Below are 14,985 nucleotides of genomic sequence, written 5' to 3' on the forward strand. Positions count from 1 at the left end.
CGCGTGTCGTTGTTCTGGCGGATCTTCGTCCTCGACGCCGCCGGCCTGGTCGTGGCGGCCGCGCTGCTCCTGGGGCCGGTGACCGTCTCCACGCCGGTACTGCCGGGCGAGGTGCTCGTCGTGCTGGGCGGCCTGGCCGCGCTCCTGACGGTCAACGCGGTCGTGCTGCGCGTCGGCCTCGCGCCGCTGGGGCGGCTGGGCCGGGCCATGGCCGACGCCGACCTGCTGCGTCCCGGGGCCCGGGCGGTGGTCGCGGGGCCGGTGGAGACGGCCGAGCTGATCACCACGTACAACGCCATGCTGGACCGGCTGGAGGCCGAGCGCGCCGCCAGTGCCGCCGGGGCGCTGTCCGCGCAGGAGCGGGAGCGTCACCGCATCGCCCGCGAGCTCCACGACGAGGTCGGGCAGACGCTGACCGCCGTACTGCTGCAGTTCAAGCGTGTCGCCGACCGGGCCCCGGAGGACCTGCGCGAGGAACTGGGCCAGGCGCAAGAGGCCACCCGGGCCGGCCTGGACGAGATCCGCCGCATCGCCCGACGGCTGCGCCCCGGCGTCCTCGACGAGCTGGGCCTGCTCAGCGCGCTGCGCTCCCTTGCCGCCGAGTTCACCACCCACGGGCTGACGGTGCGCCACGAGCTTCGTGCCGGGCTGCCCGCGCTGACCGAGGAGACGGAACTGGTGCTCTACCGCGTGGCTCAGGAGGCCCTCACCAACACCGCCCGGCACTCGGGCGCCGACCGCGCGGAACTCCGGCTGCGCCCCGCCGGCGACGGCGTCGAACTCCTCGTACGGGACAACGGCACCGGCCTGGGCGCGCGGGCCGGGGAGGGCGCCGGCATCCGCGGGATGCGCGAGCGTGCGCTGCTGATCGGCGCCGTTCTCACCGTCTCCTCGCGCGCGGACGGCGGCGGGGGCGACGGGGCCGACGGCGGGACCGGCGGGGGGACAGACGTACGGCTCCTGGCGAAGGCGGCCGCCGCCCCGGCGACAGCCTGCCTGGCCGCCCACGGGAGCCCGCGATGACGTACCCCGCCTCCTCGACGACCTCAGCCCCGTCGCCCGGGCCGTCGGCGCTGTCCACGTCGTCGGCCCCGGCCGCACCGTCCGCGTCCGCCGGGCCGATCCGGGTGCTCCTCGCCGACGACCACACGCTCGTACGCCGTGGCGTGCGGCTCATACTGGACGGCGAGCCCGACCTGACGGTGGTGGCCGAGGCCGGCGACGGGGCCGAGGCGGTCGCACGCGCGCGCGAGGGGGACGTCGACCTGGCCGTCCTGGATGTGGCCATGCCCCGGATGACCGGGCTGCAGGCCGCGCGCGAGCTGTCCCGCAGACTCCCGGCGCTGCCCATACTCATCCTGACGATGTACGACAACGAGCAGTACTTCTTCGAGGCCCTCCGGGCCGGGGCCGGGGGATACGTCCTGAAGTCGGTCGCCGACCGGGACCTGGTCGAGGCGTGCCGAGCGGTCGTGCGCGACGAGCCGTTCATCTACCCGGGCGCGGAGCGGGCGCTCGTGCGCTCCTACCTGGACCGGCTGCACCGCGGCGCCGACGTCGACGGCCTGCCCGAGCGGCCCATCACCGAGCGCGAGGAGGAGATCCTCAAGCTCGTGGCCGAGGGGTACACCTCAAGGGAGATCGGCGCACTGCTCTTCATCAGCGCCAAGACGGTCGAACGGCACCGCGCCAACCTCCTGCACAAGCTCGGCATGCGCGACCGGCTGGAGCTCACCCGCTACGCGATCCGCGCGGGTCTCATCGACCCCTGAGCGCGGCCGCGTCCCGCGAGGACGGGGGCGGCGGGCGTCCTCCGGCGAGCGCCTACCCTTGAGCCATGACCAGCAGCAGCGACCGGAGCCTCGCAGTGGACGTCCAAGCCCCCAAGAGCTACGAGATCCGCACCTACGGGTGCCAGATGAACGTCCACGACTCCGAGCGATTGTCCGGGCTGCTCGAAGAGGCCGGCTACGTGCGCGCCCCCGAGGGGTCGGACGGCGACGCGGACGTCGTCGTCTTCAACACCTGCGCCGTGCGCGAGAACGCCGACAACCGGCTCTACGGCAACCTCGGCCGCCTCGCGCCGCGCAAGGCGAGCCGGCCCGGGATGCAGATCGCGGTCGGCGGCTGCCTCGCGCAGAAGGACCGCGAGACCATCGTGAAGAAGGCCCCCTGGGTGGACGTCGTCTTCGGCACGCACAACATCGGCAAGCTGCCGGTCCTGCTGGAACGCGCACGCGTGCAGGAGGAGGCCCAGGTCGAGATCGCCGAGTCGCTGGAGGCGTTCCCGTCCACCCTGCCGACGCGACGCGAGAGCGCCTACGCCGCCTGGGTGTCGATCTCGGTCGGCTGCAACAACACGTGCACCTTCTGCATCGTCCCGGCGCTGCGCGGCAAGGAGAAGGACCGCCGTACCGGCGACATCCTCGCGGAGATCGAGGCGCTGGTGGCCGAGGGGGTCTCCGAGATCACCCTGCTCGGCCAGAACGTCAACGCCTACGGCTCCGACATCGGCGACCGCGAGGCCTTCAGCAAGCTGCTGCGCGCGTGCGGTGCGATCGAGGGCCTGGAGCGCGTCCGCTTCACCTCCCCGCACCCGCGCGACTTCACCGACGACGTCATCGCCGCCATGGCCGAGACGCCCAACGTGATGCCGCAGCTGCACATGCCGATGCAGTCCGGCTCGGACACGGTCCTGAAGGCGATGCGCCGCTCCTACCGTCAGGAGCGCTACCTCGGGATCATCGAGAAGGTGCGCGCCGCCATCCCGCACGCGGCCATCACCACCGACATCATCGTCGGCTTCCCCGGCGAGACCGAGGAGGACTTCGAGCAGACCCTGCACGCGGTCCGCGAGGCCCGCTTCGCTCAGGCGTTCACCTTCCAGTACTCCAAGCGCCCCGGCACCCCGGCCGCGACCATGGAGGACCAGATTCCCAAGGAGGTCGTCCAGGCGCGCTACGAGCGCCTCGTGGCCCTCCAGGAGGAGATCTCCTGGGAGGAGAACAAGAAGCAGGTCGGCCGCACCCTGGAGCTGATGGTGGCCGAGGGCGAGGGCCGCAAGGACGGCGCCACGCACCGCCTGTCCGGCCGCGCCCCCGACAACCGTCTGGTGCACTTCACCAAGCCGGAGCAGCAGGTGCGCCCCGGCGACGTGGTGACGGTCGAGATCACCTACGCCGCCCCGCACCACCTCCTGGCCGAGGGCGCCGTCCTGGACGTGCGCCGCACGCGCGCGGGCGACGCCTGGGAGAAGCGCACCGCCGAGAAGTCGGCCAAGCCGGCCGGTGTCCTGCTCGGCCTGCCCAAGATCGGCGCGCCTGCGCCGCTTCCGGTGGCCACGGGCAGCGGCTGCGGCTGCGACTGACCGCCGCGGGGGCGCCCCGGCGGTGGCCCGAGGGCGACGGCGGCTGACGGCGGCCGGCTCACGGCATGCCACCGGGGGAGCCCAGTGGGGTGCCCCCGGGTACGTCTGCGGGGATACGCTGCCGATCATGCTTGTCGCCGCCTCAGTCTGCCCCTGTCCGCCTCTGCTCGTGCCCGAGGTCGCCTCGGGTGCCGCGCCCGAGCTGGACGCGGCGCGCACCGCCTGCTCCGACGCGCTGGCCGTGCTGGCGGCCGCCCGGCCGGACCGGCTCGTGGTCGTCGGCCCCGCCGAGAAGGCGGGGCGGGGCTCCCACCCGGAGGGGGCGCGGGGCTCGTTCCGCGCGTTCGGAGTGGACGTCGGCGTACGCCTCGGTCGCGTCGGCGAGCACACCCTCGTGAACACCCCCGTGACGCCGCGGACCGCCCGCGAGCAGGGGGCATCGGGGACGTCGGGGACGCCGGAGGGAAACGAGACGCCCCACGCGCGGGACGCGTCGTCCCCTGGGGACCTGCCGCCGTCCCTCGCCGTGGGCGCATGGCTGCTGGAACGGGCCGGATGGGCGGCCGCCCCGGTCGAGGGTCTCGGCGTCGGGGAACCGCTCGCGCCCGAGCGGTGCGTCGAGGTGGGCCGGGAGATCGGCGCGTCGTCCGCACGGGTCGCCCTGCTGGTGATGGGCGACGCGAGCGCGTGCCGCACGCTGAAGGCCCCGGGGTACCTCGACGAGCGCGCCGCGCCCTTCGACGCGGAGGTCGCCCGCGCGCTGGGCACGGTGGACGTGGCGGCGCTCAGGGCGCTGGACCCGGAGCTGGCGTACGAACTGAAGGCCTGCGGCCGGGCGCCCTGGCAGGTGCTCGCGGGCGCCGCCGAGGGCGCCGGGCTGTCCGGCGCGCTGCTCTACGAGGACGCGCCCTACGGCGTCGGCTACGTGGTCGCGGCCTGGTCGTAGCCGACGTCAGCCGCGGGGCCCGACGCGGCGCCGGGCGCGGATCGGCGGACGGCCGCGAGCGTGTCCGCTGCGCGGCCGTCCGCCGATCCACGCCCGGTCAGGAAGCCGGCGGCGGCGGGGTCGGCGGGACGAACGTGTCGCCGCCGCCCGTCGGGGGGCCGTCCTTGTGCGCGATCCGGTCCATGGCGCCCTTGGCCTTGTGGGTGCCGCTGTGGATCCTGTCGCTGTACTTGCCCTTGGTCTTCTCGTCGACGACCCTGGCGGCCTTGTCGATGCCGTGATGCACCTTGTCCCCGTGCTGCTGGGCGAGGTCCGTGACCTTGCCCTTGGCCGGGGCGAGCCTGGCCTTCAAATTGTCCAAGAGACCCATGAGCCACCTTCCCTCGCGGTGCGTTTACGTGCGGGCGCCGTCGTCGGCGGCCTCGCTGTCGGCCGTCTCCTCGGGGGACTGCTGACGGGGGATCCCGACGCCGTCGACGGCTTCGTCGTCGGCGGCCGTGGCAGGCTCCGGGCCGTCCGCGGTCACGCCGGGCGCGGTTCCGGCGGGCTCCGCCGAGTCCTCCGTGACCGTCTCCGCCTCGGCCCGGTCCTGCGTTTCACCGGCCGGCGCCTCGCCGTCGGCGGTGGTCGCCGCCTCCTCCGTCGCCGGCTCCTCCACGGACTTCGACCTCCGGAAAAGTCGCGCCAAAACGCCCATGTCCACTCCATACGGTACTCGTGCGGGCGAAATCCCGCGTCGGCCGGTGCGTCCGTTCGCGCCACCGGGGGGCGTCGCCCTTGCGCAGGGCGACGGGCATCCCGCAACGGGGAACGACCCCGGAACCGGCGCCGTCACGTAACTCGTTCGGGGGCGGCCGCGAGGTTTGCGAGACTGGTGCCGTGAGCAGCGCACCCCCCGCCCCCCGCGTCATCGCCGTCGTCGGCCCCACTGCGGCCGGAAAGTCCGATCTGGGCGTTTTCCTGGCCCGGCGACTCGGCGGCGAGGTCGTCAACGCCGACTCCATGCAGCTCTACCGAGGGATGGACATCGGCACCGCCAAACTGACGCCCGAGGAGCGCGCCGGGGTCCCGCACCACCTGCTGGACGTCTGGGACGTCACCGTCACCGCCTCCGTCGCCGAGTACCAGCGGCTGGCGCGCGAGCGGATCGACGCACTGCTCGCCGAGGGCCGCTGGCCGGTCCTGGTCGGCGGCTCCGGTCTGTACGTCCGCGGCGCGGTCGACAACCTGGAGTTCCCCGGCACCGACCCCGGGGTGCGCGCCAGGCTGGAGGAGGAGCTGACCCTGCGCGGCTCGGGCGCGCTGCACGCCCGGCTGGCCGCCGCCGATCCCGAGGCCGCGCAGGCCATCCTGCCCGGCAACGGCCGCCGCATCGTCCGCGCCCTCGAGGTCATCGAGATCACCGGCAAGCCCTTCACGGCGAATCTGCCCAGCCATGACTCCGTCTACGACACCGTCCAGATCGGGGTCGACGTGGCGCGCCCCGAACTCGACGAGCGCATCGCCCGCCGCGTCGACCGGATGTGGGACGCGGGGCTCGTGGACGAGGTCCGCGCGCTGGAGGCGCGGGGCCTGCGCGAGGGGCGCACGGCCTCCCGCGCGCTCGGCTACCAGCAGATCCTCGCCGCCCTGGCCGGAGAGTGCACCGAGGACGAGGCGCGGGCCGAGACCGTGCGTGCCACCAAGCGCTTCGCGCGCCGTCAGGATTCGTGGTTCAGGCGCGATCCGCGGGTGCACTGGTTGAGTGGGGCTGCGGCTGATCTCACAGAACTTCCTGAACTCGCGCTGGCGTTGGTGGAGCGACCGGTCACAGCCTGATCACGTCATGGCATCGGGACGCCCAGGCCGTCATCCGGGCCTGCGGCGGCGTGCCATCATCGAGCTTCGATCGACCAAGTGGAGTCCGAGTTGGGAGGGCGCGTGGCGATGGAGGCCGGCCCTCGCGACACCGCGCAAGGCATCGAGCACCGCACCGCCGGAAGCGGTGAACCGGAGCCCGAGGAAGGCCGTCTGAGCCCGGACGGGCCGGACGAGGACGACACCGAGGGCGGTGTGACCGACGACGGTCCCGAGCCCGAGGAGATGTTCGCGAGCGGCCCCGAGGTCGAGGTCGAACTGCGCCCGCAGCGCCGGCTGCGGATCTGGCAGCTCGCGCCCATCGTGGCCCTGGCCGCGATCGGCTCCCTGATGTTCGCCTTCCCGCTCGCCTTCGACTTCGGCGACAGCGGGGCCATGATCGCCATGCTCGGGCTGCTGATCTGCTCCTGCGCGGCCGGCTGGGGAATGATGGCCGCCCGCCGCGTCGGTTACACGTGGCCCGGCCTGCCCGCGCGCGGCTCGGGCCGCCGGCCCGACTGGCGGTTCGCCCTCGCCTACGTCGTGATGGTCGCGGCGGTCGTTGCCCTGGCCGTCTGGCGGGTCGCCCGGCTCCGCTGAGCCGCCCACGCGCGCGTGAGAGGCCGCGCTTCAGGGTCCGCGGCCGGGACCGGCGGGACCGCGGGGCGCGGAACGCCGCCCCCGGACCGGTGTCGTGGCCACCCCGTACGATCGGGGGATGAGCACGCGGATCGCCTTCCTCAAGGGGCACGGCACCGAGAACGACTTCGTGATCGTTCCGGACCCCGACAATGCCGTCGACCTCCCCCCGGCCGCCGTCGCGGCCCTGTGCGACCGGCGCGCGGGCATCGGCGGCGACGGTCTGCTGCACGTCGTGCGGTCGGCCGCGCACCCCGAGGCGAAGGACATGGCGGCCCGGGCGGAGTGGTTCATGGACTACCGCAACGGCGACGGTTCGGTCGCCGAGATGTGCGGCAACGGGGTCCGCGTCTTCGCCCGCTACCTCCAGCACGCCGGGCTCGTCGCCGAGGGCGATCTGACGGTCGCCACGCGTGGGGGCGTCAAGCGCGTGCACCTCGCCAAGGACGGGGACGTCACCGTCGGCATGGGCAGGGCCCTCCTCCCCGCCGGAGACGTCACGGTGAGCGTGGGCGGGCGCAGCTGGCCCGCACGCAACGTCAACATGGGCAACCCGCACGCCGTCGCCTTCGTCGACGACCTCGCGCACGCCGGCGACCTGAACGCGCCGCCGCCCGTCGCTCCGGCCTCCGCATACCCGGACGGGGTCAACGTGGAGTTCGTCGTCGACCGCGGCCCGCGGCACGTCGCCCTGCGCGTGCACGAGCGCGGGTCCGGCGAGACCCGCTCGTGCGGCACGGGCGCGTGCGCCGTCGCCGTGGCGGCCGCGCGCAGGGACGGCGCCGACCCGACGGCCACCGGGACGCCGGCCACGTACACCGTCGACGTGCCCGGCGGACGCCTGGTGATCACCGAGCTGCCGGACGGTGAGATCGAGATGACCGGCCCCGCAGTGATCGTCGCCACAGGGGAGATCGAGTCCGAGTGGCTGGAAACAGTCAGTCGCTGAGCTGGGCGCGGCTTGGCATCGGAGGCCGGGGCGGCCCGGCGGCGCACATGATCAACGCCGCGGGGCGGGCCGCGGGTTCGAAAACGCGACCGGCGCCAGGACGGGTGGCTCGAAAAAGTAAACCTGCCGTCCATCGCTCGAATGGGTGATCCGTTTCACGCTCGGCGAGAGGCGGTCGGTCCTGCGTGGTGGGCTCGGTAGCATCAAGCACCGGCCGGACGGGGGACCGTTCACCAGTCCCCTGAGCCGTGTCCGCCCTGGGACACCCCGTCCGCCGGTCCACGCAGCCGGAGGTGCCCATGAGTGCGGAGGCCACGAACCCTGCGACCCCAGGCCCGGTGGCGCCGGCCACACCCCGCAGGCGCAGCCGTCCCCGGATCGATCTGCGCCGCCTGGTCGGGGCCGCGCTGCTCGGCCCCGCCTCCCGCGGCCGCCTCCCGGACGCCATCGGTCACGTCGTCGAGGTCCACCGCGCCCACCACCCCGACGCCGACCTCGAGACCCTGCGCCGCGCCTACGTCCTCGCCGAGTCCTCGCACCGCGGCCAGACGCGCAAGAGCGGCGAGCCCTACATCACGCACCCGCTCGCCGTGACCCTGATCCTCGCCGAACTCGGCGCGGAGACCACGACCCTGACCGCCTCGCTGCTCCACGACACCGTCGAGGACACCGATGTGACGCTCGATCAGGTGGGAGAGCAGTTCGGCGCCGAGGTGCGCTATCTCGTCGACGGCGTCACCAAGCTGGAGAAGGTCGACTACGGCGCGGCCGCCGAGCCCGAGACCTTCCGCAAGATGCTCGTCGCCACCGGCAACGACGTACGCGTGATGTCGATCAAGCTCGCCGACCGTCTGCACAACATGCGCACCCTGGGCGTGATGCGCCCCGAGAAACAGGCGCGCATCGCCAAGGTCACCCGGGACGTCCTGATCCCGCTCGCCGAACGCCTCGGCGTCCAGGCCCTCAAGACCGAACTGGAAGACCTCGTCTTCGCGATCCTGCATCCCGAGGAGTACGAGCGCACCCGCGAGCTGGTCGTCGAGAACGCCTCCCGCGCGGACGACCCGCTGGCGGAGTTCGCCGACGCCATGCGCGCGATCCTGCGCGACGCCGGCATCCAGGCCGAAGTCCTCATCCGCCCACGGCACTTCGTGTCCGTGCACCGCTTCTCCCGCAAGCGCGGCCGGATGCGCGGCTCGGACTTCGGCCGCCTGCTGGTGCTGGTGAACGAGGACGCCGACTGCTACGCCGTCCTGGGCGAACTGCACACCTGCATGACGCCGGTGGTCTCGGAGTTCAAGGACTTCATCGCCGTCCCCAAGTTCAACCTGTACCAGTCGCTGCACACCGCGGTCGCCCGCGAGGACGGCCAGGTCGCCGAAGTCCTCATCCGCACGCACCAGATGCACAAGGTCGCGGAAGCCGGCGTCGTGGCGCTCGGCAACCCCTACCCCGCGCCCCCCGAGGACCAGACCGGGGAGCGCTCCGCCGCCGACGAGGAGCGCGTCGACCCCACCCGGCCCGGCTGGCTCTCCCGCCTCCTGGACTGGCAGGAGGCCGCGCCCGACCCCGACACCTTCTGGTCCGTCCTGCGCGAGGACCTCGCGCAGGACCGCGAGATCACCGTCTTCCGGCCGGACGGCGGCACGCTCGGCCTGCCCGACGGCGCGACCTGCGTCGACGCCGCGTACGCGCAGTACGGCGAGGACGCCCACGCCTGCATCGGCGCCCGCGTGAACGGCCGCCTGGCGACTCTCAGCACCGTTCTGCGCGACGGCGACACCGTCCAGCTCCTCATGGGCCAGGACCCCGCCTCCGAGCCGTCCAGGGAGTGGCTGGACCACGCCCACACCCCGGCCGCCCGGATCGCCATCCAGCGGTGGCTGGCGACCCACCCCGCCCCGGCCGAGCCGCAGGACTCCGCACCCGCCCAGGACCCGGGCGCCGCCAAGGCCGCGGAGGAGACCGCCCGGTCCACGGCCGACCCCTCCGCGGCCGACACGCCCGCCCCGCCCCCCGGAGCCGCCGTCACCGTCGTCGGCCGGCCCGACGCCACCGTCCGGCTCGCCGGATGCTGCACGCCCGTACCGCTCGACGACATCACCGGCTTCCTCGTACGCGGGGGAGTGGTCACCGTGCACCGCGCGGAGTGCGCCGCCGTGGCGCGCATGGCGAGCGCGGGCCGCGAAGAGGCCGACGTGAGCTGGGGCGACACCACCGGTTGCCGGGTCAGCCTCGTCGCGGAATCGTTCGGCCGGCCCCATCTGCTGGCCGACCTCACCGAGGCGATGGCCCTCGAAGGCGCCGAGATCGTCTCCGCGACCGTAGAGCCCCCGAGCCAGCAGCGGGTGCGGCACACGTACACCGTCCAGCTGCCCGACGCCGCCCACCTGCCCGCCCTCCTGCGCGCCATGCGCAACGTGCCCGGCGTCTACGACGTGGACCGCGCGCAGCACCACGCACAGGCCTCGGCGGAAACCGCGTAACCGGCGAAGAACCCACCCCGCGCGTGGGGGCGCGTGCAGCGTCACCGTTCGTCAGGACCGCGTCGCGCGCCCGCTCACGCGCGCGGGAGCCATCCGTTCGGGTGGGCCGGGCGCGCGTCGCCCACGCCACCCGCGCCCGCGCTGGTAGCGGTGGTCCATGCTGCTCACCCCCCGCGTCCGGCTCAAGTCCGCGCTGCTCGCCTCGGCCGTCTCCGTCTGCCTCGTCGCCGCGAGCGCTCCCGCGGACCCGCTCGGAGTCGGCGACCGTCTCTTCCCGTACCTGGGCAACCCCGGGTACGACGTCGCCTCCTACGACCTGTCCTTCACCTACTCCGGCGACAACGCCAAGCCGCTCCAGGCGGTCACCACCATCGACGCCTGGACGACGGCCGCCCTGGACCGGATCAACCTCGACTTCGCCCACGGCAAGGTCGACTCGGTCGAGGTCGACGGCGAGCCCGCTGCCTTCGTCGGCGCGGAAGACGACCTGGTGGTCACCCCGCGCAGCTCGCTGCCGCCGGACAGCTGGGTCCGGATCACCGTGCGGCACACCAGCGACCCGGTGAGCGCCGACGGCCGGGACGGCGGCTGGGTCAGGACCGCGGACGGCCTCGCCATGGCCAACCAGGCGGACGCCGCCCACCTGGTCTTCCCGTGCAACGACCACCCCTCCGACAAGGCGATGTTCACCATCCGCGTCACCGCCCCCAACGACTACACGGCCGTCGCGGGCGGCCTGCCGGCCGGCGTGGAGCGCGTCGGCCCGGCGACCACGTGGACCTACCACACCCAGCACCCCATGGCGACGGAGCTGGCCCAGGTGTCGATCGGCCGCTCCACCGTCGTGCGCCGCGAGGGACCCCACGCCCTCCCCGTGCGGGACGTGGTGCCCACCAAGGACCGCACGGCGCTGGAACCGTGGCTGAAGAAGACCCCCGGACAGATCGCCTGGATGGAGGGCAAGGTCGGCCCCTACCCCTTCGAGACGTACGGCCTGCTCATGGCGGACGCCTCGACCGGGTTCGAGCTGGAGACGCAGACCCTGTCCCTCTTCGAGAAGGACCTCTTCACCGAGCCCGGCTACCCGAAGTGGTACGTCGAGTCGATCATGGTGCACGAGCTGTCCCACCAGTGGTTCGGCGACAGCGTCAGCCCGCGCAGCTGGTCCGACCTGTGGCTCAACGAAGGACACGCCACCTGGTACGAGGCGCTGTACGCGCAGGAGAAGGCGGGCCGCACCCTGGAGGCGCGGATGAAGGCCGCGTACGGCGCGTCCGACCGCTGGCGCGCCGCCGGCGGCCCCCCGGCGCTGCCCAAGGCCCCGCACCCGGGGCAGAAGATCAGCATCTTCCGGCCCAACGTCTACGACGGCGCGGCCCTGGTCCTGTACGCCCTGCGCCAGGAGATCGGCGCCCCCGCCTTCGAGCGCCTGGAACGGGCCTGGGTGCGCAACCACCGCGACTCCACCGCGACCACGGCGGACTTCCAGCGCCTCGCCGAAGGGATCTCCGGGCGCGACCTGAGCGGGTTCTTCAAGGACTGGCTCTACGGCGAGAAGACGCCGGCGATGCCCGGGCACCCGGACTGGAAGCCCGCCGCGCCGGTCGCCAGGGCCGAACCCAAGGCGGAGCCGAAGGGCGCCTCCCACACCGGACCGAGGACCGCCCCGAGGCTGCGGCCGGCGCCCCGGACCCGGTCCTGACAACGGCCGTCCGCCCCGCGGGCGTCGGAATAAGACGATGACGAGACGGGCCGTACCGTGCGACCATCGTGCGGTCGGCGCGGCGCACGTGGTGTACGGGAATCTCCCGGGACACCCGTGCGTTATGAGTCATGAAGGCCGCGGAACCGGCATTCCCAACGACGTAAGGACCCAATGACCTCCTCTTCTTCCCCTTCCCAGGACACCAAGCGCATTGCGCACGCCTATCCCGAAGGTCTCAAGGCCGATGCCCTGATGGAAGAGGACGTCGCCTGGAGCCTCGAGATCGACGGAGACCGGGACGGCGAGCAGTTCGACCGCTCCGAGCGCGCGGCCCTGCGCCGCGTGGCAGGCCTCTCCACCGAGCTCGAGGACGTCACCGAGGTCGAGTACCGGCAGCTCCGCCTGGAGCGAGTCGTGCTCGTCGGCGTCTGGACCACGGGAACCCCCCAGGACGCGGACAACTCCCTCGCGGAGCTGGCCGCCCTCGCGGAGACGGCGGGCGCGCTCGTGCTCGACGGCGTCATCCAGCGCCGCGACAAGCCCGACGCGGCCACCTACATCGGCTCCGGCAAGGCGAACGAGCTCCGGGACATCGTCCTGGAGACCGGCGCCGACACCGTGATCTGCGACGGTGAGCTCAGTCCCGGCCAGCTCATCCACCTCGAGGACGTCGTCAAGGTCAAGGTCATCGACCGTACGGCCCTGATCCTGGACATCTTCGCCCAGCACGCCAAGTCCCGTGAGGGCAAGGCGCAGGTCGCGCTCGCGCAGATGCAGTACATGCTGCCGAGGCTGCGCGGCTGGGGTCAGTCGCTGTCCCGCCAGATGGGCGGCGGCAAGGGCGGCGGTCTCGCCACCCGAGGCCCCGGTGAGACCAAGATCGAGACGGACCGGCGACGGATCCGCGAGAAGATGGCGAAGATGCGCCGGGAGATCGCGGAGATGAAGACCGGCCGCGAGATCAAGCGGCAGGAGCGCAAGCGCCACAAGGTGCCGTCCGTCGCCATCGCGGGCTACACCAACGCCGGCAAGTCGTCCCTGCTCAACCGTCTCACCGGCGCGGGCGTTCTGGTCGAGAACGCGCTGTTCGCGACCCTGGACCCGACCGTGCGCCGGGCGGAGACCCCGAGCGGCCGTCTGTACACGCTGGCCGACACCGTCGGTTTCGTCCGGCACCTGCCGCACCACCTGGTCGAGGCGTTCCGCTCCACCATGGAGGAGGTCGGCGAGTCCGACCTGATCCTCCACGTGGTGGACGGCTCGCACCCGAACCCGGAGGAGCAGCTGGCCGCCGTGCGCGAGGTCGTCCGGGACGTCGGCGCCACGGGCGTGCCCGAGATCGTCGTGATCAACAAGGCGGACGCCGCCGACCCGCTGACGCTCCAGCGGCTCATGCGGATCGAGAAGCGCTCCATCGCGGTCTCGGCCCGCACCGGCCAGGGCATCGACGAACTGCTCGCGCTGATCGACAACGAGCTGCCGCGGCCGTCGGTCGAGATCGAGGCGCTCGTGCCCTACACCCACGGCGGTCTGGTCGCCCGTGCCCACACCGAGGGCGAGGTGATCTCCGAGGAGCACACCGCGGAGGGCACCCTGCTGAAGGTGCGGGTGCACGAGGAACTCGCGGCGGACCTCGCACCGTACGTTCCGGCGCCGGCCGCCTGACGGCCGCGACCGGCCCGCAGCGCCGTACGACGAAGGCCTGTCCTCCCGCTCATTGCGCGGGAGGACAGGCCTTCGTCCTGTCGGCTAGCGGCGACCGGCGAACTTGTCGCTCACCGAGTCATAGACGCCCTTGGCGACGTCGCCGAGCCGCGGCCCGGCGAGCCACCCCGACCGCACCGGGCCGATCGAGGTGTTGGACACCAGGGCCGGCTTGCCGTCCGAGCCGGCCGCGACCCAGCCGCCGCCCGACGAACCGCCGGTCATCGTGCAGCCGATGCGGTACATCGTCGGGTCGGCGGAGCTGAGCGAGAACCGCCCCGGCCTGTCCTGGCACTGGTAGAGCTTCTGACCGTCGTACGGCTTGGCCGCCGGGTACCCGGTCGCGGTGATGGTGCCGGCCTTCGGGACCGCGGGGGCCTCGAAGTCCACCGGCAGCGCCGAACCGACCGTCTCTTCCAGGGACTTGCCGGTGCCGCCGTCCTCCGGCGTCACATGGATCACGGCGTAGTCGTAGGAGGCGCCGTCGCCGCCGGTCTGACCGCCCTGCGCGATCCACTGATCCGACGTCTTCGTCCAGTCGCCCCACCAGACCCCGTAGGGAGCGGCCTGCTCCTTGGTGGCCGTCTGCAACTCCGCGGACGACAGGCCCTGATCGTTGTACGACGGCACGAACGCGATGTTGCGGTACCAGCCGCCGCCCTTGCCGGCGTGCACGCAATGGCCCGCCGTCCACACCAGGTTGGACTTGCCCGGGTGGGCCGGGTCCCGCACGACCGTCGCCGAGCAGACCATCGTGCCCTCGGGCGAGTCGAAGAACACCTTGCCCGCCTCGGGGGCGTTGGCGTGGTACTTCGTCGGCACGGCCTTGGCCTCCACCGCCTGCGGCGCGGGGTCGGTCACGCCCTGGTCACCGGAGAGGTCGCTGTCGTCGACGATGCGGTCCGGGTCCTCCGCCTCGCGCATCCGGTCCGGGTCCCACAGGCCCTTGATGATCGGGTTGACGTAGTCCTTCGCCTCGCGCAGCCAGTCGTCCCGGTCCCAGTTCTTCCAGGCGCCGTTCTTCCACTTGTCGAGATCGATCCCGTGTTCCTTGAGCCGGTCCTTGATGTCGTCCGGGATCGTGATCTTCCCGTCGCCGGTGGCCGACGCGGAGGCTTCGGTGCGTCCGCCGGCCTCGGTGTCGCCCGAGTCGCACGCGGTCGCGGTGAGCGCGAGCACCGAGACGAGGGCCATGGCGCCCAGCACGGGGGAAGTGGTGCGGCGCGCGTTCCTCCTCCGGCGAACGCTGAACGACGGCCGTGTGGATCGCATGGTCTGACTCCCCCTGCTGTGAACGAACTTGGGACACCGGCCGTTCCCCCGCGGCGGAATCCACGGGTGCCTCGTCCCGTG

At 73.0% G+C, this 14,985-nt stretch carries 13 protein-coding genes; 10 read left to right on the forward strand and 3 right to left on the reverse strand.

What is annotated here, in order from left to right; all coding sequences use genetic code 11:
* Positions 1–3: 3 nt before the first annotated feature.
* The 4 genes from OG802_RS26485 to OG802_RS26500 all read left to right on the forward strand — a co-directional run bounded on the left by OG802_RS26485 (position 4) and on the right by OG802_RS26500 (position 4,313).
* Positions 4–1,023, forward strand: a complete 1,020-nt coding sequence (locus tag OG802_RS26485; protein ID WP_329414312.1) for a sensor histidine kinase — start codon at positions 4–6, stop codon at positions 1,021–1,023.
* Complete coding sequence (locus OG802_RS26490) at positions 1,020–1,772, forward strand: response regulator transcription factor (RefSeq protein WP_329414314.1); 753 nt, start codon at positions 1,020–1,022, stop codon at positions 1,770–1,772. Before OG802_RS26485 ends, OG802_RS26490 begins: the two co-directional genes overlap by 4 nt.
* A 65-nt stretch (positions 1,773–1,837) precedes the next feature.
* Positions 1,838–3,367: a tRNA (N6-isopentenyl adenosine(37)-C2)-methylthiotransferase MiaB gene (miaB, locus tag OG802_RS26495; RefSeq protein WP_329414317.1), complete on the forward strand. Its 1,530-nt coding sequence runs from the start codon at positions 1,838–1,840 to the stop codon at positions 3,365–3,367.
* 127 nt (positions 3,368–3,494) lie between these two features.
* Positions 3,495–4,313: a class III extradiol dioxygenase subunit B-like domain-containing protein gene (locus OG802_RS26500; protein WP_329414319.1), complete on the forward strand. Its 819-nt coding sequence runs from the start codon at positions 3,495–3,497 to the stop codon at positions 4,311–4,313.
* Positions 4,314–4,410: 97 nt separating this feature from the next.
* Here the strand turns inward: OG802_RS26500 and OG802_RS26505 are convergent, their stop codons facing one another.
* Both OG802_RS26505 and OG802_RS26510 read right to left on the reverse strand, forming a co-directional pair.
* Positions 4,411–4,683, reverse strand: coding sequence for an antitoxin (locus OG802_RS26505; RefSeq protein ID WP_329414320.1), 273 nt, complete (start codon positions 4,681–4,683; stop codon positions 4,411–4,413).
* Between the two features lie 24 nt (positions 4,684–4,707).
* Entirely contained in the window at positions 4,708–4,971 is a 264-nt protein-coding gene (locus OG802_RS26510) for a hypothetical protein (protein WP_329414322.1), read from the reverse strand.
* Between the two features lie 221 nt (positions 4,972–5,192).
* Here OG802_RS26510 and miaA point away from each other — a divergent pair, with 221 nt between their 5' ends.
* The 6 genes from miaA to hflX all read left to right on the forward strand — a co-directional run bounded on the left by miaA (position 5,193) and on the right by hflX (position 13,593).
* Entirely contained in the window at positions 5,193–6,131 is a 939-nt protein-coding gene (gene miaA / locus OG802_RS26515) for a tRNA (adenosine(37)-N6)-dimethylallyltransferase MiaA (RefSeq protein WP_329414323.1), read from the forward strand.
* 108 nt (positions 6,132–6,239) lie between these two features.
* Positions 6,240–6,749: a hypothetical protein gene (locus OG802_RS26520; protein WP_329417409.1), complete on the forward strand. Its 510-nt coding sequence runs from the start codon at positions 6,240–6,242 to the stop codon at positions 6,747–6,749.
* Between the two features lie 118 nt (positions 6,750–6,867).
* Entirely contained in the window at positions 6,868–7,737 is an 870-nt protein-coding gene (gene dapF, locus OG802_RS26525) for a diaminopimelate epimerase (protein ID WP_329414325.1), read from the forward strand.
* Between the two features lie 299 nt (positions 7,738–8,036).
* Positions 8,037–10,223: a RelA/SpoT family protein gene (locus OG802_RS26530; protein ID WP_329414326.1), complete on the forward strand. Its 2,187-nt coding sequence runs from the start codon at positions 8,037–8,039 to the stop codon at positions 10,221–10,223.
* Between the two features lie 157 nt (positions 10,224–10,380).
* Positions 10,381–11,925, forward strand: coding sequence for a M1 family metallopeptidase (locus tag OG802_RS26535; protein WP_329414327.1), 1,545 nt, complete (start codon positions 10,381–10,383; stop codon positions 11,923–11,925).
* Between the two features lie 174 nt (positions 11,926–12,099).
* Complete coding sequence (hflX, locus tag OG802_RS26540) at positions 12,100–13,593, forward strand: GTPase HflX (protein ID WP_329414328.1); 1,494 nt, start codon at positions 12,100–12,102, stop codon at positions 13,591–13,593.
* A gap of 84 nt (positions 13,594–13,677) precedes the next feature.
* On the opposite strand, the gene OG802_RS26545 is transcribed toward hflX, so the two are convergent.
* The gene (locus OG802_RS26545; RefSeq protein WP_329414329.1) at positions 13,678–14,904 is read right to left on the reverse strand and encodes a trypsin-like serine peptidase; all 1,227 of its coding nucleotides are present in this window, start codon (positions 14,902–14,904) and stop codon (positions 13,678–13,680) included.
* Positions 14,905–14,985: the final 81 nt, after the last annotated feature.

The organism is Streptomyces sp. NBC_00704 (assembly GCF_036226605.1).
Lineage (GTDB): Bacteria > Actinomycetota > Actinomycetes > Streptomycetales > Streptomycetaceae > Streptomyces.

Excerpts from the sequence above, each read along its gene's own strand:
- OG802_RS26520 (WP_329417409.1), top strand. The coding sequence starts at position 6,240 with ATGGAGGCCGGCCCTCGCGACACCGCGCAAGGCATCGAGCACCGCACC.
- hflX (WP_329414328.1), top strand. The coding sequence starts at position 12,100 with ATGACCTCCTCTTCTTCCCCTTCCCAGGACACCAAGCGCATTGCGCAC.
- OG802_RS26535 (WP_329414327.1), top strand. The coding sequence starts at position 10,381 with ATGCTGCTCACCCCCCGCGTCCGGCTCAAGTCCGCGCTGCTCGCCTCG.
- OG802_RS26490 (WP_329414314.1), top strand. The coding sequence starts at position 1,020 with ATGACGTACCCCGCCTCCTCGACGACCTCAGCCCCGTCGCCCGGGCCG.
- OG802_RS26500 (WP_329414319.1), top strand. The coding sequence starts at position 3,495 with ATGCTTGTCGCCGCCTCAGTCTGCCCCTGTCCGCCTCTGCTCGTGCCC.
- miaB (WP_329414317.1), top strand. The coding sequence starts at position 1,838 with ATGACCAGCAGCAGCGACCGGAGCCTCGCAGTGGACGTCCAAGCCCCC.
- dapF (WP_329414325.1), top strand. The coding sequence starts at position 6,868 with ATGAGCACGCGGATCGCCTTCCTCAAGGGGCACGGCACCGAGAACGAC.
- OG802_RS26530 (WP_329414326.1), top strand. The coding sequence starts at position 8,037 with ATGAGTGCGGAGGCCACGAACCCTGCGACCCCAGGCCCGGTGGCGCCG.
- OG802_RS26545 (WP_329414329.1), bottom strand. The coding sequence starts at position 14,904 with ATGCGATCCACACGGCCGTCGTTCAGCGTTCGCCGGAGGAGGAACGCG.
- OG802_RS26505 (WP_329414320.1), bottom strand. The coding sequence starts at position 4,683 with ATGGGTCTCTTGGACAATTTGAAGGCCAGGCTCGCCCCGGCCAAGGGC.